The organism is Rhodanobacter sp. UC4443_H10 (assembly GCF_052978325.1).
This window is the reverse complement of record NZ_CM129668.1, coordinates 2,756,826-2,781,683: the sequence shown is the minus strand read 5'-3', so window position 1 is coordinate 2,781,683 and position 24,858 is coordinate 2,756,826. Positions and strand designations below refer to the sequence as shown.

Genomic DNA, 24,858 nt, shown 5'->3' with positions numbered 1-24,858 from the left:
GCCCTGCTGCCGTCGCGTTCAATCGGCCGCGAGCGCGATGGTGGGCGCGCTAGGCAGGAAGTCTTCAAGCTTACGCCCGCGCAACTCGCCGATGCACGCGATGGTCTGGTCCGGCGGCGGCTCGATGCGCTCGTGTTCACCTTCGGCGGCGTAGTGGCCCTGGCGCACGAACACGGTGGTGAGGCGCCCGCCCAGCTGCCGCTTCATGTCGGCCAGCAGCTGCGGCTTGTCGTCCACCATCACGTAGTGGGCGGCCGGGTAGCGCTGCTGCATGGCCACCAGCATGCGCTGCTTGTGAATGTAGACGAGCACCTCGCCGCGCACCGCCGACCACAGGCCGGAGCGGCGGATCTTGTGCGGCTGGAACACGATGTCGCCGTCGGAGAGGATCGCCGTGGGCGCCAGCGAACGCAGGTGGGCGAGGGTCTCCAGCGCGTGCGGGTAGAGCCGCTGCTCGAACGGGTACTCCAGCAGGTACTTCGACATCTGCAGCAGCGCCGGCTCGTTGTCCAGGCCGCTGCGGAACCGTTGCAGCGCGCCCAGGTAGTCGGCATAGCCGAGTTCGTCGCGCAGCTGGCGGTAGATCGCCCAGTAGCGATCGCGCTGGTCGGTGCCGAATGCCGTGGCCACGGTGTCGCCGAGGTCAGCGCCGAAGCGGTCGTTGTCGAGCAGGGTGTTGTCCACATCCAGCAGGAAGGTCAGCGCAGCCGCCTCGCTCATGGCCCATGCTCCGTGTTGTCCGCCAGCACCGGGTTGTGCCAGCCGCCGTCCGCGGCGATCAGCGCATCGGCCTGTTTCGGGCCCCAGCTGCCGGGGCGATAGGGGATCGCCGGGTGGTGATCGGTCAGCACCGGATCGACCACTTGCCATGCCGCCTCGACCGCCTCCTGGCGGGTGAACAGCGCACCGTCACCGGCCATCGCGTCGCCGAGCAGGCGCTCATAGGGCAACTCCTCGCCGGTCTGTTCGTCCATCAGGAACAGCTCGCGCTGGTCGCCGACGAACTCCTTGCCGGCGCGCTTGACCCGCGCCGCCAGCGCCATCGCGGTGGTGGGCGACACGCGCAGGCGCAAATAGTTGGCGCAACCCGGGCGGGTCACCGCGTCGTCGAACAACTGCTGCGGCGGCGGCTTCAGCATCACCATGATCTCGGCCACCGTCTCGGGCAGGCACTTGCCCGAGCGCAGGTACCAGGGCACGCCGCCCCAGCGCCAGGAGTCGATGAACAGCCGCAGCGCGCAGTAAGTCTCCACGTCCGAGCCTTTGGCCACGCCCGGCTCCTTGCGATAGCCGCGGTACTGGCCACGCACCAGGTCGTCGGGCTCGAGCGGACGCATCGACTGGAACACCTTGGCCTTCTCCGCGTGCACCGCCTCGAAGCCCTCGTACGCCGGCGGCTCCATCGCCAGCAGCGCCACGATCTGCATCAGGTGGTTCTGGATCACGTCGCGCAGGCAGCCGGCGCCGTCGTAGAACGCGCCGCGCCCCTTCACCCCGAACTGCTCGGCCAGGGTGATCTCCACGCTGGCGATGTGGTTGCGGTTCCAGATCGGTTCGAGGAAGGAGTTGGCGAAGCGGAAATACAGGATGTTCATGATCGCTTCCTTGCCCAGGAAGTGATCGATGCGGAAGATCGCCTCGTCCGGAAACACCGAGCGCAGCGTGCGGTTGAGCGCGCGCGCGGAAGCGAGATCGTGGCCGAACGGCTTCTCCACCACCACCCGCGCGTCGTCGGCGCAGCCGGCCTGCTGCAGCCCCTTGACCACCGTACCGAACAGGCTGGGCGGGATCGCCAGGTAGTGCAGCGGCCGCTTCGCCTTGCCCAGTGCCTGTTTCAGCCGGGCGAAGGTATCCGGGTCGGCATAATTGCCGTCGACGTACTGCAGCCGCGCGGCGAGCTTGTCGAACACCGCCTTGTCGAGCTTCTCGCCGTGCTCCTTCGCCGCCTGCCGCACGCTGTCGAGCGCGCGCTGGCGCAGCTGCTTCACCGTCCAGCCCGACAGCGCCACGCCGATCACCGGCACCTCCAGGTCGCCGTCGCGCGTCATCGCCAGCAGCGCCGGGAAGACCTTCTTGTAGGCCAGGTCGCCGGTGGCGCCGAAGAAAACCAATGCATCCGAGCGGGATGTCGCCATCGCGGGAGTGTCTCCGGTGAGAGTCGGGGTTGGCGGTCGGGCGGCGGTGGAACGGGTGCCGGGCGGGAGCCGCATCGCAGCGAGTGTGCCCGCGCACGGGTGAAGCTGGTGCAAAAGGCGCGTCGCGATCAGCGCTTGCGCGCCAGGCTGAGGCCGTCGCCCAGCGGCAGCATCGACAGGTCGATGCGCTCGTCGTGGTGCAGCTTGTCGTTCAATGCCTGCAGCGCACGGGTGTCGTCATCCGATGCCGGCTGCGCCACCGCGCCGCCCCACAGCACGTTGTCGATCGCCAGCAGGCCACCGGGGCGCAGCAGGCGCAGGCAGCGCTCGTAGTAGTCGTCGTAGCCGGTCTTGTCCGCGTCGATGAAGGCGAAGTCGTAATTTCCGGCGTCGCCGGCGGCCAGGCACGCGTCCAGCGTCTCGCGCGCCGGCGCCAGGCGCAGCTCGATCTTGTGCGCCACGCCGGCGCGGGCCCAGAACGGCTGGCCGACGGCGGTGAATTCGGCGCTGATGTCGCAAGCCAGCAGATGGCCGTCTTCGGGCAGCGCCAGCGCCACCGACAACGCGCTGTAACCGGTGAACACGCCGACCTCGATGCAGCGTCGTGCACCGATCAGTTTCACCAGCAAGGCCATGAACTGCCCCTGCTCCGGCGAAATCTGCATCTGCGCCCGCGGGTGTGCCGCCGTCGCCTCGCGCAATGCCAGCTGCTGCGGATGCTCGCGCAGCGAATGGTCGAGCAGGTAGCGATACAGCGTGTCGTCCAGGTTCAGGCTGCGGCGGGACATGGGCATTGCTCGAAGCACGAGAGGAACCCGATTCTATGCCCGCTGGCCGCGTGCGCGACGCTCAGCGCAAACGCTCGTCGTCGCGTCGCCCCGGCCGCCGTCGCCGCTTGGTCCACCAGCGCAGCAGGCCGTAGGACAGGCGCACCTTTTCCTGCCCCACCGGCAGGTCGGCGCGGGCGAAGATCCACGATGACTTGCTGAAGGCGATCTGCTGCGCCGGGTACACGCTGCGATGACCGATGATCAGATACGCCGCCACGCAGGCGCCGGCCACGTACAGGGTCGAATCTGCGCCGAACAATTCCACGCCCATCAGGATCGCCGCGATCGGCGCGTTCGAGGCCGAGGCCACCACCGCCACCAGTCCCACCGCCGCGCCCAGCGCCGGCGCCAGCCCCAGCATCGGGGCGAACGCACCGCCCAGCACGGCGCCGATCACGAACTGCGGCGTCACGATGCCGCCGTAGAAACCCGAGCCCAGGGTGATCGCCACCAGCAGCGCCTTCCACAGGAAGCCCAGATACGGCATCGACTGCCCGTCCAGTGCACGATCCATCAGCGGCAGGCTGAGCCCGAGGTAATCCGTCGGCAGCACCAGGATCAGCAGCGCCAGCACCACCGCGCCGAGCACCGGCAACAGCGGCGGCCACAGCGCGTAGCGCTCGCGCAGGGTGGCGAACGCGCGGCGCAGGGTCTGCAGCAGTTCGACGAACACCCACGCCGCCGCGCCGCACAGGATGCCGATCAGCACCGTCTTGAGGAACAGCAGCTCGGTGAAGTCGCCGACGAAGGCGATGTGATAGACCGGATAAGGCACGCCGAGCGCCTTGCTGACCTCGAACGCGGTGACCCCGGCGACGATGCCGGGAAACAGGAAGTCGTGGCGGATGCGGCCGATCGCCAGCATCTCCACGCCGTAGATCGCGCCGGCGATCGGGGTACCGAACACGCTGGCGAAACCGGCGCTGACGCCGCAGGCCAGCAGTCGCTTGCGCAGTTCCGGGTTCAGGTGCAACACCCGGCCGATACCCGCGGCGAGGCTGGCGCCGAGGTGCGAGCACGGCCCTTCCTTGCCGGCGGAACCGCCGCAGCCGAGCGTGATGAGGGCCGCCAGCGGCTTGATCCACAGCGTGCGGAACGGCATCTTGCCGTGCTGCTCGTTGACCGCCACGATCGGCGAGTCGTCGAAGTTGCTGCGGCGCAGGCGGTAGCCGTAATGCAGCAGCAAGCCGTTGGCCAGGCCGCCGGCCAGCAGCAGGCCGGCCTGCGCCCACCACGGGATCGCGTAGGTGTGGCCGGAGGTGGCGAACAGCGCGCGCAGGAACAGGCTGCAGCCCACCCCGATCACCGCGCCGGTGACGATCGACAGCACCAGCCACTGCACCACCGTCGCCAGCATCACGAGCGGTTCGGCGAGGCGTGAGCGGGGCATCGTGGGGCACCAGGCAGGCGAGGGGACCGCCTATTGTAGCCCGCCACGGCACGGTGCCCGTGCCCACCGCCCGCCGCTCCGGCGGGCGGTGTCGTTCAGTGCCTCAGTGCGCGGTCTCGCGCACCGGCTTCACGTACGTGTCGAACAGCTCGTCGATGCGGCGGTATTCGTCGTACCAGGAATCGGCGTGGACGAAGCCGTGGCGCTCCATCGGGTACAGCGACATCCAGAAGTTCTTCTTGTGCAGCTCGATGAAGCGCTGGTACAGCCGGATCGTGTCGCTGGCCATCACGTTGTCGTCGATCAGGCCATGCTGCATCAGCAGCGGGTCGCGCAGGTTGGCAGCGTACTCGATCGGCGAGCTGGTCTTGTACGCCTCGGGGTCGAGCTGCGGGTCGTTGAGGATGTTGGAGGTGTACTCGTGGTTGTAGCTGGTCCAGTCGGTGACCGGACGCTGCGCCGCGCCGGCCGCGAACTCGCCCGGCGCACGCAGCAGCGCCATCTCGGTCATGAAGCCGCCGTAGCTGCCGCCGTAGAGGCCCACGCGCTGCGGATCGACGCCGTGGTGCTTGACCAGCCACGCCTTGCCGTCGAGCAGGTCCTCCAGTTCCGGATGGCCCATGTTGCGGTAGATCGCGGTGCGCCAGTCGCGGCCGTAGCCGGCCGAGCCGCGGTAATCCATGTCCAGCACCACGTAGCCCTGCTGCACCAGCAGGTTGTTGAACATCTGCTCGCGGAAATACGGCGTGGCCTGCAGCGTGACGTCCTGCAGGTAGCCGGCGCCGTGGATGAAGATCACCGCCGGGCGCGAGGCCGGCGCGGCGGCCTCGTCGGCGGGGCCGTAGTACTTGGCATAGACCACGCCGGCACCGTGCGAGGAGGGCACCTCGACGATCTTCGGCGCGATCCAGTCGTGCGCCAGATAGGCGCTCTTCATGGTGTTGGTGAGTTCCTTCGCGGTGCCGCCGGCGGCGTCCACCACCGCGAGCTGGTCGAACCGGTACGGCGAGCCATGCAGCACGGCGAGTTGCTTGCCGTCCGGCGACAGCACGAAACTCTCCACGCCCTGGTACTGCGTCAGCCGGCTCAGCTCGCCGCCGGCGGAAGGCACGCGATAGACGTCGTAGCTGTACGGCGCGACCTTGTTGGCCAGCACATAGAACCAGTGGCCGTCCTCGCTCAGCTGCGGCGCGCTGACCTCGAACTTGCCTGCGCCGGTGAGCGCTCGCGCGTTGCCGTCGAGCGGCTTGGCATACAGCCGCGAATAGCCGCTCTGCTCGCTCAGGTACCACAGCGTGCGGCCGTCCTTGAGCCAGCCGAAATCGTTGAAGCTCCAGTTGATCCACGCCGGATCGGTCAGCCGCTGCTGGCTGACCAACGCGTGCCGCGCGAAATCGACGCTGGCGATCCAGCGATCCTTGTTGTCGATCGCGCGCAGCTGCACCGCCAGGTTCGCGCCGTCCTCGCTCCACACCAGGCCGCCGTAGTTCACCGCGACCGGCCGCACCTCCGGCGCCTTCAGCGCCTTGGCCTGCTCGTCCTTGCCGGCCTGCTCCAGCGCGGCCACGGTCTGCTTGCGCAGCGCGGCCAGCGGATCGGTCTTGATGCCGGGCAGCGCATCGGTCTTCAGCGGGTAGCTCTTGTGCTGCGCCAGGTCCAGCAGCAGCAGCGACTGCGGCGCCGGATCGGCGCGGCCGACGTAGGTGCGCGCGTCTTCCGCCTTGGTGTAGCCGCTGTCGGTGACGTAGTGGTTGACCACCGACGCCTTGCCGTCCTTGTACTGCTTCGGCTCGGTCACCAGCAGCAGCCAGCGGCCGTTCGGCGACAGCGTGCTGTTGACCGCCTTGATCTTGTCGCCCAGCCAGAACGGTCGCGGCGCCCGGCCGGCATCGGCCGCCTCCAGCGCCTGCGTGTGCTCGCGCACCGCTTCCTTGTCGGCCTTGATCGCGCGCAGCGTCTTGAACAGGTCGAGCTGCAGCTGGCCGAGGTCGTCGGGCTGCTTCGCCTGCGGGTCGTCGGCAAACTTCAGCTCGGCCACCGGCGCGCTGACGCCCTTCGCCAGGTCGTAGCGGTACCAGTCGTTGCCGGCGCGGTACTGCAGCGCGCGGCCGTCGGCGGAGAACTGCGGCGCGGATTCGCGCTGCGTGGTCAGCGTGACCTGGCGGCGCTGGCCGCTGGCCAGGTCGACCAGGAAGATGTCGCCGTGCAGGACGAAGGCGGCGTGCCGGTGCGCGCGATCGAACACCGGTGGGCCGTCGGCCTGGGCCATCGCCGCCGGGTCGAGCTTCACGTTGCTGCCGCTGGCCGGGTCGACGCGGTAAAGGTCGCGCACCGAACTGCCGTCACGCTTCATCTCGTAATAGAGGCTGCGGCCGTCCACGCTCCAGTACGGACTCTCCACCGGCTGCCCCATCCAGTCGGCGTCGGCCATGATGGTTTCCAGATCCAGCGGGGTCGACGCGCCGGCAGTCGGCGTGGCCGCGGCGGCGGGAAGTGCCAGCAAGGAGGCGAGGGCGGCGAACAACAGACGAGGCATGGTGCTTCCCCAGACAAAAAATCAGCATAACCGAGCGTGGCGGCCCGTTGCCGTCATCTGTGCCGAAAGTCAGGGGCGGCTTGCGCGGTGCTGCGGGTGATTGGCGCTAACCTTGGGTGTCGACCTCACGCCTGTCCCCGGAGTACGCCCATGCGACGTCGCCTTGCGCTGGTCCTTGCCGCCACGGTCGCGTGCTGCAGCCACGCCGCCGCACCGCCCGCGTCACCGACGCACGCGGCGGCCAGCGTGCTGCATGGCGTGCAGGTGCCTGATCCGTACCGCTGGCTGGAAAACCCCGACGAGCCCGCCGTGCGCCAGTGGATCGCCGCGCAGAACGCCCACACCGAGGCGATGCTGGCCGCGATGCCCGAAGGCAAGGCGCTCACCGCGCGCGTGCAGCAACTGGCGATCACCTCGACCACGCGCTCCGGCCCGGTGCTGGCCGGCGGCACCCTGTTCTACCTGCAGCAGACGCCGCCGCAAGCGCAGCCGGTGCTGGTGGCGCAGGCGTGGCCGGAGGGAACCGCGAAGACCCTGGTCGACCCGAATGCCGACCACGGCGGCACCGCGATCACCGGTTACTGGCCCTCGCCGCATGGGCGCTACCTGGCCTACGGCACCGCCGAGGGCGGCAGCGAACTGACCACGATCCACGTGCTCGAGGTGGCCGGTGGCAAGACCCTGCCCGACACCCTGCCGTGGGCCGGTGGCGGCACCACGCCGCAGGGCGTGGCCTGGGACGCGGACGAAACCGGCTTCAGCTACGTGCGCTTCGCGCCGCCGGCGACGGGCCAGGAGGTGGTGCAGTTCAACGCGACTCTGGTGCATCACGTGCTGGGCCGGGCTGCCGGCACCGACACCGTGGTGTTCGGCCAGGGCTACTCGAAAACCGCCGAGTACGTGCTGGTGAATTCGCCCGCCACCGCGCAGGCTGCGGTGCTCGCCTACGACGGCGATGGCGGCCCGGCCGAAGTGTTCATGCGCCACGGTGATGCGTTCACGCGCGTGCTCGATCGTGGCGCCAACGTGCGCACCGCTGCTTGGGTGAGTGGACGGCTATACGCGGCATCGTTCGAGAACGCGCCGCGCGGCAAGATCGTGGCGATCGGCAAAGACGGCAAAGTGGCGCCGGTGCTGGCCCAGCGCGATGGCGCGATCCAGCAGATCGCCCCGCTCGGCGACGGCTTCCTGGTGGTGCGCAGCCGGGGCCCGGACTGGTGGATCGAGCAGTACGACGAGCGCGCGAATTTCGTGCGCCGCGTGCCGCTGCCGGCGCAGGGCATCAGCATCGGCGACATCGCCTCCGAGTCGGGCCGGCTCGGGGCCTTGATCAGCTACGCCGGCTGGACCACGCCCACCCGCTGGGCGGCATACGACGGCAACAGCGGCACGCTGAAAACCGTGTTCGCGGTGCAGCCCGCCGCCGATTATTCGACGGTGGTCGTGCAGCGCATCGATGGCCGCTCGAAGGACGGCACGACGATCCCGGTCACCGTGCTGTCGATGCCCGGCATCACGCCCGACGGCGCGCGCCCGACCATCCTGTACAGCTACGGCGGCTTCGACATCCCGATCAAGCCGGGCTTCATCGGCGCCAACCTGGCCTGGCTCGAACGCGGCGGCGTGCTCGCCTACGCCAACATCCGCGGCGGCAACGAGAACGGCCAGCAGTGGCACGCGCAAGGCCAGAAGCTGCACAAGCAGAACGTGTTCGACGACTTCCACGCCGCCGCACTGGCTCTCATCGACACGCATTGGACCGACCGCGCCCACCTGGGCATTCTAGGCGGCAGCAACGGCGGCCTGCTGATGGGCACGCAGATCGTGCAGCACCCTGCCGACTACCGCGCCGTGGTCGCACGCGTGGGCATCTACGACATGCTGCGCCACGAGACCGACTTCGCCAACGGCCCGTACAACATCCCCGAGTACGGCAGCATCGCCGACCCGGCGCAGTTCAAGGCCACGCTCGCGTACTCGCCACTGCAGAACGTCACGCCGCACGCTGCCTACCCGGCCGTGCTGATGACCACCGGCGAGAACGATCCGCGCGTGGCGCCGTGGCAATCGCGCAAGTTCACCGCCGCGCTGCAGAACGCCACCTCCTCGCCCCAGCCGATCCTGCTGCTCACCCGCATGCACGCCGGCCACGGCATCGGCGCCCCGTTCAGCCAGCGCGTCGGCGACACCGCGATCACCCTGACCTTCTTCGCGCACGAGCTGGGGCTGCCGGCCAGGAAATAGCCCGCCGCCCGTCGCGGGAGCCCGCTGGCGGGCTCCTGCGCATCGAGGCGGGGAACGCGACTGCTACGATGGTGCCCGTCTTCCACCATCCATCCGCCTCATGATCCTCCCCGCCGTCGAACACGAGACCGCCGCCAACCCCACCCACAGCATCATCTGGCTGCATGGCCTGGGGGCCGATGGCCACGACTTCGCGCCGATCGTGCCGGAGCTGGTCGACCCGGCGTGGCCGGCGCTGCGCTTCGTGTTTCCGCATGCGCCGGTGCGACCGGTGACGATCAACAACGGCATGCCGATGCGGGCGTGGTACGACATCGCGGGTTTCGACGCGCGGGCACCCCAGGATGAGGCCGGCGTGCGTGCGTCGATCGCCGCGGTGGAGGCGCTGATCGCGCGCGAGCACCAGCGCGGCGTGCCCGCCGGGCGGATCGTGCTGGCGGGCTTCTCGCAGGGCGGCGCGATCGCGCTGGCCGCGGGCCTGTGCCACGCCCAGACGCTGGCCGGGATCGTGGCGCTGTCCACCTATCTGCCGATCGCCGAGGTGGTGGCGCGCGAGCGCAGCGCCGCCAATGCCGCGACACCGATTTTCCAGGCGCATGGCAGCGCCGACCCGGTGGTGGTCATGCAGCGCGGCATCGACTCGCGCGATCGTCTGCAGGCGCTGGGTTACGCGGTGGACTGGCACAGCTATCCGATGGCCCACGCGGTCTGCGCCGAGGAAATCGCCGACCTGCGCCGCTGGCTGGGCGCCCGGCTGGCCGTTTGAGGCGGCGTGCAGGGCGGGCACCGCCCGCCGGCTCTCGCCCGAACGCATGCGGCATACTTGCCGCATGCCCGAACCCACGCCCGCCAGCGACGCCCGCGGCCGCGCCGAACACAGTCCGCTGCCGGACTTCTGCCAGCTGCCGGCGCTGTTCGCGCTGTTCGTGGTCGGCGCGCTGACGGTGACCGTGATGTGGCTGGCCCGCGACAATCGCCAGGACTGGCCCGCCTACAGCGTCAGCATGTTCTTCGTGACCTGGCTGGCGATGGTCGTGGCGCTGACGCTGTGCAAGCTGCGGCACCTGCTGCAACGTCTGCCCGGTCACATGCCGTACGTCGCGGTGTGGCTGCTGATCGTGCTGATCGTGCTGCTGGCCAGCGCCATCGCGCGCTGGCTCGACGGCGCACTGCAGACCGGCCTGATCGGCAGTCCGATAACGGCCTTCGTGCGCGACAACACGATCGTCGCCGCCCTGCTCGGCGCCGCCATGCTGCGCTACTTCTACGTGCTGGCGCAGTGGCAAGCCCGCCTGGCCGCAGTCGCGCGCGCGCAGGTAGAGGCCTTGCAGGCGCGCATCCGCCCGCACTTCCTGTTCAACAGCATGAACACCGTGGCCGCGCTGATCCGGGTCGACCCCGCCGCCGCCGAGCGCACGGTGGAGGACCTGTCCGAACTGTTTCGCGCCGCACTGGGCTCGCCCGATCGCGGCGACGGCACGCTGGGCGAGGAGCTCGCACTGATCGAGCGCTATCTCGCGATCGAACAGCTGCGGCTGGGCCCGCGCCTGCGCATCCGCCGCGAACTGCACGAGCTGCCGGCGGACTTCCCGCTGCCGCGCCTGCTGCTGCAACCGCTGGTCGAGAACGCCGTGCGCCACGGCATCCAGCCGCTGCGCGAAGGCGGCGAGGTGGTGCTGCGCGGCGCGCGCGACGGTGACGGCATCCGCATCGAGATCAGCAATCCGCTGCCGCCGCAGCCGGGCGCGGCGGGCAACGGCCACGGCCTGCGCAGCGTGCGCCAGCGCGTGGCATTCCGCTACGGCCCGCGTGCGGTGGTCGAGGCTGCGCCGCAAGGCGATCACTATGTCGTCATGCTGCGCCTGCCGAGGGCATCGCCGTGATGCGCGTGCTGATCGTCGACGACGAACCGCTGGCCCGCGCGCGCATGACCGCGCTGCTGGGCGAATGCGGCGACACGCAGCTGGTCGGCACGGTCGCCGACGGCGAGGCCGTGCTGGCCGCGCTCGACGAACTGCAGCCCGACGTGCTGCTGCTGGACATCAACATGCCGGGCATCGACGGCATTTCCGTAGCGCAGCGACTCGCCGGCAGGGCACGGCCGCAGGTGATCTTCTGCACTGCGTACGAGGCGCACGCGCTGCAGGCGTTCGAGCTTGGCGCAGCGGATTACCTGCTCAAGCCGGTGCGGCTGGAACGCCTGCGCGATGCCCTGCAGCGTGCGCGGCGGCGCCTCGACGACAGCCCGCGCGAGCCGACCGCCTTCCTGCACGGCCGCCTGCGCGGCGAGGAGGTGCGCATCGCCTTGCACGACGTGCTGTGCCTGCTTGCCGAAGAGAAGTACGTGGTCGTGCAGCACGCCGGCGGCGAGCTGCTGATCGAGGAATCGCTGCGCCAGCTGGAGGAAGCCTGGCCTGACCAGCTGATCCGCCTGCACCGCAATTGCCTGGTGCCGCGCGCGCGCCTGGTCGGGCTGCGCAGCCTGGCCGACGGCCGCGTGCTGGCCCGCCTCGACGGCAGCGAACACAGCCCGGAGATCAGCCGCCGCAACCTCGCCGCGGTGCGTCGCTGGCTGCGCCTGGGCTGAGCGCGCACGGCGGACATCCGCCGCCGAAAGGAACCGTCAGCCCACGCCCGGCGGCGTCGTTCGGTGACGTGCGGGCCAGACCACGGCCTGGGCGACGATCACATGCTCGCCATTGAAGGTCGCCGCGGGCGATCCGTACAAGACGTAGCCGAGCGCCAGCGCCTCGCTGACCCGATGGCAAAACCCGGCATCGTCAGGGCCGGTAAGGATGCGATAGGCAGGAAGCCCTGGCGGCGGCGCGGAAGTCGAGGGAGGCATGGGCGCGGATCGAACTCTCGGGGGAACCAGGCTGCAGGCTAACGCAGGAATCACCTCTCGGCGAAGTCACGCGCGGCTTGCCGTCGTTCCGTGCAACCGAAGTTCGCGGACAGGCCTGCTCGCCGATCGGGAAGTCCGATGGATGCCCGCCTGCGCGGGCATCGCGACCGTGGAACCCGATGCGCGCCCGGGCGTGCGAATTGCGCGGCAAACCATCGGGGAAGGGGTCAAGCACGTCACCCGCAAGCCACCGGCCTGACCATGACGATATCGCGCTGCGGATCGCCGCCGAGCGAAAAGACGTGATCACCGACTTGACGCTGCTCATGCAGTCACCCCGAAGATCGCCCCGGCTGCCGCGGTCAAAGCCATTGCCAGCGCGCCCCAGAAAGTAACGCGCAGCACGGATGCGAGTGCCAGGGCGCCGCCTGTGCGCGCCGCCAGCAGGCCTAGCAATGCAAGGAAGAACAGTGAGCTGCCTGCGAGGCCCCACATGAGTGTGGCGCTTGGGAGTACGAGTACCATCAGGAGTGGCAGCGCCGCACCCGTCGCGAATGTCCCGGCAGAAGCGAATGCAGCCTGGACTGGCTTGGCAGCCAACGTATCGGATATGCCGAGCTCGTCCCTCCCGTGCGCCCCGAGCGCGTCGTGAGCCATGAGTTGGGTGGCAACACTCGACGCCAATGACCTGTCCAGCCCACGCTGTACATAGATCGACACCAATTCGTCATGCTCCTGCTCGGGATTTGCGGCCAACTCCTTGCTCTCGCGAGCCAAGTCTGCGCGCTCGGTGTCAGCCTGTGAGCTGACCGAGACATACTCACCAGCAGCCATCGACATGGCGCCGGCAACCAGGCCAGCGACTCCTGCAACGAGAATTGCTCTCGTACCTGCTCCGGTGGCGGCAACCCCCAACACAAGGCTCGCGGTAGAAACGATACCGTCGTTTGCCCCAAGCACGGCAGCGCGAAGCCAGCCTGTTCGGTGTGTTCGATGTCTTTCGCTGTGCCTCATGCATTCTCACCTTGCGGTATGGGCCTCATGGCGACGCCTGACGCTGGAATTGAGCAGCGGCGAAGCCATCCGCCTGGAACGATTTGTCAGGCCACCGGATGCGCATATGCGTCGGGCCGGCCGCATTCTTTGCAACGACAAGCAACAACAGGTAACGCGTCGGCAGGGACATTTGGCGCTGCAATGCGATTCCACAGCCCGCTACCAAGTGAATCATCGGGTTCGCCGTTTACCCATCGGGCCTGTCTGGTGCGGCGGCCGCCATCCCAGTCAGGTGCGAAGGCTCTTCAAGCTCTCCCGCACATCTGATGCATCGTGGCACCAATGCTCCCGGTCCTGGGCGGAGGCCTGATGCCTGCGCTCAGACGGGCCACAGGCTCGTCCCTACGGAATGCGCTGGTACTGGGGCAACCCATCGTCAATCTCATAGTAGTCACCCTTCTCGGCGACGAATACATGCAACTCGGCGTGCGTCTCGGTCGGCACGTCGAACGCTCCCATATGGATTCCGATCCATTCCTTGGCAGGTGGATCGAAGAACATGGAGCACCCGCATACCGAACAGAACCCGCGGCGCACCTTCTCGGACGAGTAATACCAGGTTACGTTCTCAGCGCCAGAAATCTCCACTGCACTCCTGGGCACGTCCGTTCCGACTGAATAGTGCCCCGAGAACTTTCGGCACTGAACACAGTGGCAAGCATCAGGAGGCTTAAGGTCACACGAGACGGTGAACCTGACCGCCCCGCACATGCACGATCCCGTCTTCACAATCCCTCCTGGCCTGACGCTGGAGTTGAGCAGCGGTGCAGCCTCGCACGCAAAGACCTGACGTCTGCCTCCCAAGCGTTGAACTCATCCGATTCCTCCCACAACTCCCGAAGCTCTGAGTCCGGAGCGAGTACGCGATCGACGACCTGGACTGCTTGGGACACAGTCCCCGCATCCACGGACGGCTTGACGCGGGCAACCCAAGCTGCGAGGTCATCGTCGGCGTGTGATGCGGCGGAGGCGTGACCCAACACCAGTGCTACTACCTCGCAGGCCGCGATGCCTCGTTGGGCATCCGGTGCCTCCAAGTAACCTTGTTTGCTTTGAACGCGATCGATGGCTTCTTGAACGGGTGACAAGTCCGTTCCGTCGACAAGATCGCCGAGGAGGTCGCCGGCATCGTCGTTAGCAAAGGAGTGGAGTGCCCAAGTACCCATGCAATTTTCTCTGGAGGCCTGACACCTGAATTAATCCGCTCCGCGAAGCGGCGTCGGCTCGAATGAATTGTTGGCTGCGTGCCGAGGAGCCAGTGAGATCATTTCTTCATGAACGTCGGTAGCGGAAAGGTGGCAATCTTGGCCTCCTCTCGTGCTCCCCGTTCAGCAGTCCATCCTTTTTGCAAGAACTGATGGATGGCCGCCACTTCTTCGTCTGTGAGATGGGATAGCTGCTCTCTTGCCACAATTCCCATGATGCTGCCTTGCGCATACATGTCTCGGCCGTCACGCGTGACTCCAGTTGTGACCAGCTTCTTGAACTCTGGCAAGGAGTAGCTTTGCACAACGATGAGAGGCGGGGCGTTGAGTATTTCCTTGGGGGTCTGGTGATGGCAGTTGACGCAGCCGACCACGTAAACGAGCCGTTCTCCAGAGGGCGCTGGCGGTGAGGTTGTTGGTGCGCTTTGAGGCGGCGATTCTTTAACGCACGAGGCTAGAAAGAACGTCGATGCAGCGAGAATGCAAAAGATACGTCGGTTCACGACGATCTCCCTTGGCAGCTAACGAGGTCGCTGAAAAAACCTCTGCCGATCTTGCTTCAATAGCCCAACGCGAACAAGTGGGACCGACATGGCGCGCTCGTCGAGCCGTTCTTCGGCAACGTGCGCGCCAACAAGCGGCTCAACCGCTTCACCCTGCGCGGCCAGGCCAAGGTGGATGGCCAATGGAAGCTGTTCGCGCTGGTCCACAACATCGAGAAGTGGGCGAACTACCGCCAGGCAGCCTGAGAGGTCGCCATCGCCAACAAACATGCGCGCCAGTTGTGGGTGATGCTGGCTCACGAGGTGGATTACGACCCCTGCGCCAGCCAGCGCCACCCGATGCATCGCCCCGCTCAACTCGCTTGAGGAACCTTGCTTTCGATTCACGGTCAGCGCGCTACGCGGCAACAACGGGTCAGACCCACCCGGAGAGAACCTGACTAACATTCTGGACGTCCAAACGTGTTTCGGCCGATCCCCGAACACCGACGACACCGCTGAACGAATGAGGTCTCCGGGCGCGGTTTATACCCTGGTCCGAGCCGGCAGCAATGGCTCAACAAGACCGTCTAAGGAAATGCAGTCTGGCAACGTTCGACGCCGCATCCCACTGACCACGCAGCACACACGAAGCACAACACGACCACCGGCAGTCGCCCGAAAGTCAGGGCAAAAGCATCATGCGCCCGGGGTTGACGGGAAGTCTCCTAAGGAATTGTTAGAGCGTACCCGCTGCACAGCATGTGTGACTAGCGCAATGGGAACTCCGTATAAGCCGACCAGGTATGCAACGGCCGAGCCTGCTGCCACAAAGCATATAGCGACCATGGCAAGGACAACGAGCAGCGTAGAGATGACTGAAGCGCGATTTCGTTGCAGCAGTGCCGCGTACAGCGGGCACCCGACTAGTAGCGTGGCCGGTGCAGCGAATAGCAGCGCAACCGCGAGAAGAGGAAAGGCTGCTAATGGTGCAGACGCCCAATCATGAAGTTGTGGAGTGCGATTGGAGAACGCGATTCCGGCGCCAAGGAGTAGAGATGCCAAATAGCCGCCCGCGAATATGCCGAAAATTCCGCAAGGGATCGTTCTTCGAATGGCCGCGGAATACTTCATGTGCGCTCTAACGCTGGAGTTAAGCGGCGGCGTAGCCGTCCGCCTTGAACGAGTAAAAAGAGACTTCCTCCCCTTTCGGCCTCGATGGCCATGATGGTGTTGCGACACAACCGTCAGCAGAAGAGGAAGTCTCCATGAGCACTATAACCCTGGGTGTGGACTTGGCGAAGAACGTGTTTTCGGTGTGCGCGATGGATGGCGCCGGACACGTGCTGGAACGACGGGAGTTCAAGCGTGAGGTCTTCGCCGTGTGGCTGGCGCAGCGGCCGGCGGGGACGGTGGTGGCGATGGAAGCCTGCAGCGGGGCCCATCACTGGGCGCGGCGGTGTGAAGAGTACGGGCTGCGGCCGCGGCTGATGGCTGCCCAGCTGGTCAAGCCGTACCGCAAGAGTCAGCGCAGCAAGAACGACCGCAACGACGCCGAGGCGATCGCCACGGCCGCCCGCCAGGGCAACATGCGTTTCGTGCCGATCAAGACCATCGACCAGCAGGCCCGGCTGTCCTGGCATCGGGTGCGCGAGGGTTACAAGGCGGAGAGTCTGGCGATCGGCAACCGCCTGCGCGGCCTGCTGGCCGAGTTCGGCATCGTGATGGGCAAGAGCGACAAGGCCCTGCGCCGGGTGCTGGCCGATCTGGATGCACACACCGCGCTGTCGGCAGAGTTCAAGGCGTTGATCCGCAGCGTGGAGGCCCACTGGACCCAGGTCCGCACGGCCTTCGACGCGTGCGATGCACGCATCGAAGCCCATGCGCGCGATGACGAGCGGTGCGTGCGCCTGCGCGCGATCGTCGGCATCGGCGCGCTCACCGCGGACGCCCTGATCGCCAGCCTCGGCAAGGCGCAGGAATTCCGCAATGGCCGGCAACTGGCGGCGTGGCTCGGCATGGTGCCGACCCAGCACTCCAGCGGCGGACACACGCGGCTGGGTGCGATCAGCTGTCGCGGCGATGGCTACCTGCGCACGCTGCTGATCCAGGGCGCACGCAGCAGCCTGCAACGGGCCAAGGTGGCCGCCACGGAAAAGGCCACACCCGAACAACTCTGGATTCGGTCACTCGCGGTGCGGTTGCCATTCGGCAAGGTGCTGGTCGCCATCGCCAACAAACATGCGCGCCAGTTGTGGGTGATGCTGGCTCACGAGGTGGATTACGACCCCTGCGCCAGCCAGCGTCACCCGCTGCATTGCCCCGCTCAACTCGCTTGAGGAACCTTGCTTTCGATTCACGGTCAGCGCTACGCGGCAACAACGGGTCAGACCCACCCGGAGAGAACCTGACTAACATTCTGGACGTCCAAACGTGTTTCGGCCGATCCCCGAACACCGACGACACCGCTGAACGAATGAGGTCTCCGGGCGCGGTTTATACCCTGGTCCGAGCCGGCAGCAATGGCTCAACAAGACCGTCTAAGGAAATGCAGTCTGGCAACGTTCGACGCCGCATCCCACTGACCACGCAGCACACACGAAGCACAACACGACCACCGGCAGTCGCCCGAAAGCTCAGGGCAAAAGCATCATGCGCCCGGGGTTGACGGGAAGTCTCCTAAGGATCTGTTAGGCATCACTTGGGCGGCGGTCTTTGCCCAGTGGAATGCCAGCGAACCCACGTACGATCCAACCAATGGCCCAAACTAGCACCCAGAAGATGCCAAGACCTACCGCTATGAAACCTAATGAATGCAGCCAATTTTTCCAGTAGCGTCTAGAGATTTCCTCATCAACCCAGCTTGCATCAGCAGCGGGAAACCTAAACCGGCTCTCGAGATCGTGCTCGTAAACGCTAACTTCATTGCTGTAGGAGGCGGCTCCCCAAAGCATGCCGGACTGATCAATTTTGTACGGGACCAGTTGCTGATGGTCTTTACCAAACGGCATAGTCAACAGGCAGAGATTGATACTAACGGAGTTACCATCTGGACTCTTTTTAGAAAAGTAGTCTCGCGCAGCCTCCGTTGGACATGACTCATCCGTACGGTTGAATGGTGCATCTGGACGAGAAACGTGGTAACTCACAGACAGATAAGGCTTGTTTGTGCCCGCCACAATGAGAGCGGTAACCGTTGCCAGGACCGCTAACAACAATGCAATTCTACGAGCCCCCTCAAATATATTGATCCGCATGATTGCCCCTAAGTCCGTGTGCTGCCTAACGCTTGAGTTGAGCGGCGGCGGAGCCGTCCGCCTCGAATGAAATGTTAGACGCCATGCTGCGCACGCAACCGGTCATAGCACGCACCGCACAGAATTTTGATGCATGCAAACGCCTCGGAACGCTCGTTCCAATCGCCGGTAGAACCACCCTCGCGGAGGCGAACCTCCTCACATGCGGAGCACCAAGCATCACCGCGCGGGCCGCCCGACCAAAAGAACCCAACTTTCTCTCCGGTGCTGAGGGCGCCGACGAGATGCTGACAAACGAAGGTTTCGTCTTGCTCCCCGTGTGTATGGCATTCGACAGTGTTGGTCATGGGGTCTAACGCTGGAGTTGAGCGGCGGCGAAGCCGTCCGCCTCGAATGAGTGGTTAGGCGGCGCCTACAGTGCCGATAACAACGAGAATAAAAAACAATAAAAACGCGATGACAGCGAAAATTATGCGCACCGGCCCGATGCGATCATGAACAACGGTGAAGCCATCGTCTCTGTCCCACGTGGTAATGCCATTTTTCGTAAGGTTTCCGTGCGCCACTATGAGCGTGATAAGACTTGCAATTGGGAATCCAATGCCAAGGCCACGCCACCAAACCTTGAAGCTTCTTGAGATTGCTGTGGAATAACTCGGCTTTCCGCCCGACGGGGCGACAAGACGTGTCTTAAAGAGCCACTTACCAGGCGTGGTGCCCACTGTGGATAGAAGAAGTGACTCGATGAATATCCAAACGAAGATGACGGCAACACCAAACAATTGGTCACTGCCTGGTTGGTCGAGTGCGTGAGGAGTGGCTATACCCACCGTGATGCCGACGACGATCGCAGCCACGTAGATATCAAACATGCGTGCCCAGTAGCGCACCCAAGGGCGAACCTGATTGGCAGGCGGAGCCGCGACCGAAAAGGGTGGAGGTGTTGAGGACGCAGTGGTTACGCCAACTGGCGGTGCGCTTGCGATAGCAGACATTCGAGTGCCGCAATGCCCACAGAATACTGCATCTGCAACTGCTTCATTACCGCATTTAACGCAGAACATTGAGAACCCCCTGTAAAGCCTAACGTAGCTGTAGAAAAACTCCCTCGCAGCCTATCATTCGCGTTGCCCGCAAAAAAGGCGGGAAACGAGGCGAAGCGACGATGGCGCGATACCGACACTACGACCCCGATCAGACCAAGATGATCCCGGTGAGCTACGGGCGGCAGTTGCTGCCAGGCACCTTCGAACATGCGCTGAGCTACCTGATCGACAACGAGATCGACCTGGGACGGTTTGCCGCGCGCTTCAAGAACGACGAGACCGGGGCGCCGGCCTACGATCCGGCGGTACTGCTCAAGGTGGTGTTGTTCGCCTATTCACGCGGCATCACCTCCTCGCGCACGATGGCGCGGGCGTGCACGGAGAACGTGGTGTTCATTGCCCTGGCGTGCGACCAGCAGCCGCATTTCACGACGCTGGCGCACTTCATAGCGACACTGGGTAAGGAAGTGGAAGCGGTATTCCGCGACGTGCTGATGGTGTGCAACGCCCAAGGGCTGATCGGCAAGGCGATGTTCGCCATCGACGGTTGCAAACTCCCGTCGAACGCGTCCAAGGAGTGGAGTGGCACGCGCGCCGACTTCGAGCGCAAGGCGGCGAAGATGGAGCGGGCCGTTGCCCACCTGGTCAAGGCACATGCCGAGCAGGATGCGAGTGAAGCGCTCGCCCCCAACGCGGACACCCAGCGTCGCCATGAAGAACGCACGCTGGCCACGTTGCGCAAGAATGCCGACAAACTGCGCACGGCGCTCGCCACCACGACCGAACGCATCGGAGCCAAGGGCAAGCCGATCAAGCTGAACCTGACCGATGCCGAAAGCGCCACACTCAAGAGCGGTCGAGGCGTGCTGCAAGGCTATATCGGCGTGGCGGCTGTCGATGACGAGTGCCAGGTGATCGTGGAGGCGCAGGCGCACGGCACCCCGCAAGAACACAATCTGCTCAAGCCGGTGATCGACGGTGTGCGCGAGCACTTGGCGGCGATCGGCGAGGCCGGTGCCGCCGATGAGTCTGCCTTCCTGGCGGACGCGGGCTACCACAGCGAGCGTGGCCTGAAAGCCTTGGCGGCTGACCGTATCGACGGCTATATCGCGGACGGCAACATGCGCAAGCGCGACCCGCGCTACGTCGACGCCGCTGTGCACAAGCCGGCGAGCCAGGCGAAGACCTTCCAGCCCAAAGACTTCATCTTTGACCGTGAACACGGCAGCTGTGTTTGCCCGGCTGGAAAGGCGCTCAAACTAAACAGCGCCAATGCCGTCATCAATGGACGCAAGGCCACCGTATTCAAAGGCACGTCCGTCACCTGCGAAGCATGTCCACTGCGCAGCCAGTGCCTGCGCAAACCTGATGTCACTGCCGTACGCCAGGTCGCCTTCTTCGAAGGCTCGGTAGCAAGCAAACTACCCAACCCGCATTGCCGCGCCATGCGCGAGAAAATCGACAGTCCCGAAGGTCGAGCGATCTACGCCCATCGCATGGGATTGATCGAGCCAGTGTTCGGTCACATCCAGCAACGCGGCTTGCGCCGCTTCACGCTGCGTGGCCAGCGCAAGGTCGACACGCAGTGGAAGCTGTATTGCATCGTCCACAACGTGGCGAAACTACAGCTCTACCGCAAGTTGGCCGCGTAAGCCGAAGAACGCCCGTGAAACCCGTGCCATGCGGCCGTCTGGGCGGCCAAAAATCGCCTATCAGCGACAAACAAGAAGCGAGCGGAGCACTGCACGAAGCCGAAACGAAAAATCCGCCAGCACGGCGAACTCGTTTTGCAGATCAGCAAGGGGTTTTTCTACAGCTTCAACGTAGCTGTAGAAAAACTCCCTCGCAGCCTATCATTCGCGTTGCCCGCAAAAAAGGCGGGAAACGAGGCGAAGCGACGATGGCGCGATACCGACACTACGACCCCGATCAGACCAAGATGATCCCGGTGAGCTACGGGCGGCAGTTGCTGCCAGGCACCTTCGAACATGCGCTGAGCTACCTGATCGACAACGAGATCGACCTGGGACGGTTTGCCGCGCGCTTCAAGAACGACGAGACCGGGGCGCCGGCCTACGATCCGGCGGTACTGCTCAAGGTGGTGTTGTTCGCCTATTCACGCGGCATCACCTCCTCGCGCACGATGGCGCGGGCGTGCACGGAGAACGTGGTGTTCATTGCCCTGGCGTGCGACCAGCAGCCGCATTTCACGACGCTGGCGCACTTCATAGCGACACTGGGTAAGGAAGTGGAAGCGGTATTCCGCGACGTGCTGATGGTGTGCAACGCCCAAGGGCTGATCGGCAAGGCGATGTTCGCCATCGACGGTTGCAAACTCCCGTCGAACGCGTCCAAGGAGTGGAGTGGCACGCGCGCCGACTTCGAGCGCAAGGCGGCGAAGATGGAGCGGGCCGTTGCCCACCTGGTCAAGGCACATGCCGAGCAGGATGCGAGTGAAGCGCTCGCCCCCAACGCGGACACCCAGCGTCGCCATGAAGAACGCACGCTGGCCACGTTGCGCAAGAATGCCGACAAACTGCGCACGGCGCTCGCCACCACGACCGAACGCATCGGAGCCAAGGGCAAGCCGATCAAGCTGAACCTGACCGATGCCGAAAGCGCCACACTCAAGAGCGGTCGAGGCGTGCTGCAAGGCTATATCGGCGTGGCGGCTGTCGATGACGAGTGCCAGGTGATCGTGGAGGCGCAGGCGCACGGCACCCCGCAAGAACACAATCTGCTCAAGCCGGTGATCGACGGTGTGCGCGAGCACTTGGCGGCGATCGGCGAGGCCGGTGCCGCCGATGAGTCTGCCTTCCTGGCGGACGCGGGCTACCACAGCGAGCGTGGCCTGAAAGCCTTGGCGGCTGACCGTATCGACGGCTATATCGCGGACGGCAACATGCGCAAGCGCGACCCGCGCTACGTCGACGCCGCTGTGCACAAGCCGGCGAGCCAGGCGAAGACCTTCCAGCCCAAAGACTTCATCTTTGACCGTGAACACGGCAGCTGTGTTTGCCCGGCTGGAAAGGCGCTCAAACTAAACAGCGCCAATGCCGTCATCAATGGACGCAAGGCCACCGTATTCAAAGGCACGTCCGTCACCTGCGAAGCATGTCCACTGCGCAGCCAGTGCCTGCGCAAACCTGATGTCACTGCCGTACGCCAGGTCGCCTTCTTCGAAGGCTCGGTAGCAAGCAAACTACCCAACCCGCATTGCCGCGCCATGCGCGAGAAAATCGACAGTCCCGAAGGTCGAGCGATCTACGCCCATCGCATGGGATTGATCGAGCCAGTGTTCGGTCACATCCAGCAACGCGGCTTGCGCCGCTTCACGCTGCGTGGCCAGCGCAAGGTCGACACGCAGTGGAAGCTGTATTGCATCGTCCACAACGTGGCGAAACTACAGCTCTACCGCAAGTTGGCCGCGTAAGCCGAAGAACGCCCGTGAAACCCGTGCCATGCGGCCGTCTGGGCGGCCAAAAATCGCCTATCAGCGACAAACAAGAAGCGAGCGGAGCACTGCACGAAGCCGAAACGAAAAATCCGCCAGCACGGCGAACTCGTTTTGCAGATCAGCAAGGGGTTTTTCTACAGCTTCAACGCTGGAGTTAAGCGGCGGCGAAGCCGTCCGCCTTGAACGAATGGTTAGATTCCGCAGCGAGAAATTGACTTGGTGCAGCCGTACTGAGGCCAATCACTGCGATGCCAACACATTTGGTTCCTATCCATGACAATGAGGTCCCATGTCACCGGCTTGCCTGAAGTATCACGACGAGTCTCGTCATGCAACGACATCGACAACCCATTGGGGAGCTTACGGAGAATGTTGTAAGTGGCCTGACGGCGTGGCTCGTAGGTTCCGTCAGGTTTAGCGGGAGTAAGAGAAAGGAACATCTTTTTCCCGTCTGCGCTGAAGCGGATTACCTCCGGGTTCACGGCACAATCGTTTGAACCGGCCCAGCCCCATTGCCCTGGGACTATGGTGAACGGGTTGAGATCAGCTGAGGACGCTGCTCCTTGGCCACAACCGCACAAACCCACCACCATCGCCAACACAACGAGAGCGAATTTCCACATTGACCTCTCCCCAAAAATCTAACGCTTGAGTTGAGCGGCGGCGTAGCCGTCCGCCTCGAACGACGGGTTAGGCACCACCGCCGCAACCTCTACGGACGTGCAAACAAAAGTACCACCAAGACCGTAGCACGCCTCAATTGTAATGAGAAAAGGAGATGCCTCGGAGACGCTCAGGGCGTCAACGACGTTCTCTTTGCGCAGCTCGGAGAGATCGACGTCTGTAACACCGGTGAACTGAAGGGTGACCGTAGCGGCCTTGTCGATTTGAGAGTCGATGTAGAAAATTCTTAAGCAGATGATGCCGGGCTTCTCGAACGAGAACAGCTCGATACGGCCGTCCGAAAATTCCGGCCAATAGCCAAAAGTGGACTCGACAAGCTCAGCGTGCGAAATCATTTCTTGTGGTGCCTAACGCTGGAATTAAGCGGCGGCGCAGCCGTCCGCTTGAATGAGTAAAAAGGGTTCTACCCCGTTTCCACGGACGGTTTGATTAAGGCTGAAAACTCCCGGTCGCGCCGGGCAACTCTACGACGCATGCGCGGGTTGTGGAACCGCTCAAGGTAATCGAACAGATCGGCCCGCGCCTCGTCGCGAGTCCGGTAGCAGCGATGGTGCACCCGCTCTCGTTTGAGCATCCCGAAGAAGCCCTCGCACGCCGCGTTGTCGGCGCAGTGGCCAACCGCACTCATGCTGCTCACCAGGGCATTCCCGCCCAGGAACTTCTGATACGTGCCGCTGATGAACTGGCCACCGCGATCGGAGTGCAGGATGACCTCCGAGCTGCCTTGCCGCTGCCACACCGCCATTTGCACCGCCCGCACCACCATGTGGCGATCCTGGCGGTGATGCATCGACCAGCCCACCACCAGCTTGCTGTACAGATCGACCACGACGCACAGGTACAACTTGCCTTCCTGCGTCGCGACTTCGGTGATGTCGGTTACCCATTTCGTCTCCGGTTCGGAGGCTTGGAAGTCACGTTCCAGCCGGTTCTCGATCCCCACGGGCCGGGCGCCCGGCTTGCCGCCAAAACGGCGCCGGGTTCGCCGTGGCCAGCCCTGCAGGCCAGCGCGGGCCATCAGTCGAGCCACCCGATTGACGCTGGCATGCATGCCCTCATCGACCAGGTCCTCTTGCATGCGTGGGGCGCCGATGACGCCCTTGCTGTCCTCGTGGATCTCCCGGATGCGCTCCAGCAGGCCCGCGTTGGCCCGCGCACGCGGGCCCGGCTTGCGCCCGACCCAAGCGTAGAAACCACTCGTTGAAACTTCAAGGCAGCGGCACATCATCCCGACGGGATAGTCGCTGCGGCAGCGCTCAATCACCGCGTACCGTTCGGTGATTGCTTCGCGAAGTACGCTGCCGCGTCTTTTAAAAAATCCCGTTCCTTGGTCACGCGCGTCAGTTCGCGCTTGAGCCGAGCGAGCTCCTCGTCACGCGGGGTGCCGCCTCCGGGGAAAGCTTTGCCACCTCCCGCCTCGGCCTCCCGCACCCACCGGGTCAGCATGTTCGGATTGACGCCGACCTCCAGGGCGACCTGGCGGCAGCTCGACTTCGACCGCCGAACCAGTTCGACGATCTCCCGTTTGTATTCAGGGCTGTAACGCTTGCGCTTGGACATGGACACTCCTCTGGCCCAGTATGGGGCTTAGTGAAAGTGTCCGCAGAATCGGGGTAGAACCCAAAGAGACTTCCTCCCCTTACGGCCTCGAGGGCCATGATGGTGTTGCGACACAACCGTCAGCAGAAGAG

At 64.9% G+C, this 24,858-nt stretch carries 21 protein-coding genes and 1 pseudogene; 8 read left to right on the top strand and 14 right to left on the bottom strand.

Annotated features, from left to right (window positions below):
• Positions 1-18 precede the first annotated feature (18 nt).
• The 5 genes from ACVCMB_RS12690 to ACVCMB_RS12670 all read right to left on the bottom strand — a co-directional run bounded on the left by ACVCMB_RS12690 (position 19) and on the right by ACVCMB_RS12670 (position 6,891).
• A complete protein-coding gene (locus ACVCMB_RS12690; RefSeq protein ID WP_447107115.1) occupies positions 19-720 on the bottom strand; it encodes an HAD family hydrolase in 702 nt (233 codons plus the stop codon).
• Positions 717-2,135: a glucose-6-phosphate dehydrogenase gene (zwf, locus tag ACVCMB_RS12685; protein ID WP_447107114.1), complete on the bottom strand. Its 1,419-nt coding sequence runs from the start codon at positions 2,133-2,135 to the stop codon at positions 717-719. The genes ACVCMB_RS12690 and zwf overlap by 4 nt, the downstream gene beginning before the upstream one ends.
• Positions 2,136-2,263: 128 nt before the next feature.
• Entirely contained in the window at positions 2,264-2,923 is a 660-nt protein-coding gene (locus ACVCMB_RS12680; protein ID WP_447107113.1) for a class I SAM-dependent methyltransferase, read from the bottom strand.
• Between the two features lie 61 nt (positions 2,924-2,984).
• Positions 2,985-4,355, bottom strand: coding sequence for a chloride channel protein (locus ACVCMB_RS12675; RefSeq protein WP_447107112.1), 1,371 nt, complete (start codon positions 4,353-4,355; stop codon positions 2,985-2,987).
• Positions 4,356-4,458: 103 nt separating this feature from the next.
• The gene (locus ACVCMB_RS12670) at positions 4,459-6,891 is read right to left on the bottom strand and encodes a prolyl oligopeptidase family serine peptidase (RefSeq protein ID WP_447107111.1); all 2,433 of its coding nucleotides are present in this window, start codon (positions 6,889-6,891) and stop codon (positions 4,459-4,461) included.
• 150 nt (positions 6,892-7,041) lie between these two features.
• Here ACVCMB_RS12670 and ACVCMB_RS12665 point away from each other — a divergent pair, with 150 nt between their 5' ends.
• The 4 genes from ACVCMB_RS12665 to ACVCMB_RS12650 all read left to right on the top strand — a co-directional run bounded on the left by ACVCMB_RS12665 (position 7,042) and on the right by ACVCMB_RS12650 (position 11,722).
• Positions 7,042-9,135, top strand: a complete 2,094-nt coding sequence (locus tag ACVCMB_RS12665) for a prolyl oligopeptidase family serine peptidase (protein ID WP_447107110.1) — start codon at positions 7,042-7,044, stop codon at positions 9,133-9,135.
• 100 nt (positions 9,136-9,235) lie between these two features.
• The gene (locus ACVCMB_RS12660; protein WP_447107109.1) at positions 9,236-9,901 is read left to right on the top strand and encodes an alpha/beta hydrolase; all 666 of its coding nucleotides are present in this window, start codon (positions 9,236-9,238) and stop codon (positions 9,899-9,901) included.
• Positions 9,902-9,965: 64 nt separating this feature from the next.
• A complete protein-coding gene (locus tag ACVCMB_RS12655; RefSeq protein ID WP_447107108.1) occupies positions 9,966-11,018 on the top strand; it encodes a sensor histidine kinase in 1,053 nt (350 codons plus the stop codon).
• Positions 11,018-11,722 carry a LytR/AlgR family response regulator transcription factor gene (locus ACVCMB_RS12650; protein WP_447107107.1) on the top strand — a complete coding sequence of 235 codons (705 nt, stop codon included), beginning with the start codon at positions 11,018-11,020 and terminating at the stop codon, positions 11,720-11,722. Before ACVCMB_RS12655 ends, ACVCMB_RS12650 begins: the two co-directional genes overlap by 1 nt.
• A 36-nt stretch (positions 11,723-11,758) precedes the next feature.
• On the opposite strand, the gene ACVCMB_RS12645 is transcribed toward ACVCMB_RS12650, so the two are convergent.
• From ACVCMB_RS12645 to ACVCMB_RS12625, 5 genes are all read right to left on the bottom strand, one after another.
• Entirely contained in the window at positions 11,759-11,980 is a 222-nt protein-coding gene (locus ACVCMB_RS12645; RefSeq protein WP_395120848.1) for a DUF1737 domain-containing protein, read from the bottom strand.
• Between the two features lie 324 nt (positions 11,981-12,304).
• Positions 12,305-12,994, bottom strand: coding sequence for a VIT1/CCC1 transporter family protein (locus tag ACVCMB_RS12640; RefSeq protein WP_395120847.1), 690 nt, complete (start codon positions 12,992-12,994; stop codon positions 12,305-12,307).
• A 384-nt stretch (positions 12,995-13,378) separates the two neighbouring features.
• The gene (locus ACVCMB_RS12635; RefSeq protein ID WP_447107170.1) at positions 13,379-13,747 is read right to left on the bottom strand and encodes a GFA family protein; all 369 of its coding nucleotides are present in this window, start codon (positions 13,745-13,747) and stop codon (positions 13,379-13,381) included.
• Between the two features lie 14 nt (positions 13,748-13,761).
• Positions 13,762-14,202: a DUF4259 domain-containing protein gene (locus ACVCMB_RS12630; protein ID WP_447107106.1), complete on the bottom strand. Its 441-nt coding sequence runs from the start codon at positions 14,200-14,202 to the stop codon at positions 13,762-13,764.
• Positions 14,203-14,300: 98 nt separating this feature from the next.
• Entirely contained in the window at positions 14,301-14,744 is a 444-nt protein-coding gene (locus ACVCMB_RS12625; protein WP_447107105.1) for a c-type cytochrome, read from the bottom strand.
• A 90-nt stretch (positions 14,745-14,834) separates the two neighbouring features.
• Between ACVCMB_RS12625 and ACVCMB_RS12620 the strand changes: the two are divergent.
• Together ACVCMB_RS12620 and ACVCMB_RS12615 are read left to right on the top strand one after the other, a co-directional pair.
• Positions 14,835-14,990: pseudogene (locus ACVCMB_RS12620) on the top strand (transposase); the annotation flags it as partial.
• A 1,001-nt stretch (positions 14,991-15,991) separates the two neighbouring features.
• Positions 15,992-17,062: an IS110 family transposase gene (locus ACVCMB_RS12615; protein ID WP_447107104.1), complete on the top strand. Its 1,071-nt coding sequence runs from the start codon at positions 15,992-15,994 to the stop codon at positions 17,060-17,062.
• A 351-nt stretch (positions 17,063-17,413) separates the two neighbouring features.
• Here the strand turns inward: ACVCMB_RS12615 and ACVCMB_RS12610 are convergent, their stop codons facing one another.
• The gene (locus tag ACVCMB_RS12610; RefSeq protein ID WP_447107103.1) at positions 17,414-17,980 is read right to left on the bottom strand and encodes a hypothetical protein; all 567 of its coding nucleotides are present in this window, start codon (positions 17,978-17,980) and stop codon (positions 17,414-17,416) included.
• Positions 17,981-18,381: 401 nt separating this feature from the next.
• Positions 18,382-19,044, bottom strand: a complete 663-nt coding sequence (locus ACVCMB_RS12605) for an RDD family protein (RefSeq protein ID WP_447110566.1) — start codon at positions 19,042-19,044, stop codon at positions 18,382-18,384.
• A gap of 101 nt (positions 19,045-19,145) precedes the next feature.
• Here ACVCMB_RS12605 and ACVCMB_RS12600 point away from each other — a divergent pair, with 101 nt between their 5' ends.
• On the top strand, positions 19,146-20,678 hold the full coding sequence (locus ACVCMB_RS12600) for an IS1182 family transposase (RefSeq protein ID WP_447107096.1): 1,533 nt from the start codon (positions 19,146-19,148) through the stop codon (positions 20,676-20,678).
• Between the two features lie 14 nt (positions 20,679-20,692).
• Positions 20,693-22,459, top strand: a complete 1,767-nt coding sequence (locus ACVCMB_RS12595; RefSeq protein ID WP_447107102.1) for an IS1182 family transposase — start codon at positions 20,693-20,695, stop codon at positions 22,457-22,459.
• Between the two features lie 665 nt (positions 22,460-23,124).
• On the opposite strand, the gene ACVCMB_RS12590 is transcribed toward ACVCMB_RS12595, so the two are convergent.
• On the bottom strand, positions 23,125-23,502 hold the full coding sequence (locus ACVCMB_RS12590) for an Imm50 family immunity protein (RefSeq protein ID WP_447107101.1): 378 nt from the start codon (positions 23,500-23,502) through the stop codon (positions 23,125-23,127).
• A gap of 68 nt (positions 23,503-23,570) precedes the next feature.
• Positions 23,571-24,727 (bottom strand): IS3 family transposase gene (locus tag ACVCMB_RS12585; RefSeq protein WP_447105647.1). Its coding sequence is split into 2 segments (ribosomal slippage): positions 23,571-24,478 and positions 24,478-24,727, totalling 1,158 coding nucleotides; the frame shifts between segments, so codons are not numbered across the junction.
• Between the last annotated feature and the right edge of the window lie 131 nt (positions 24,728-24,858).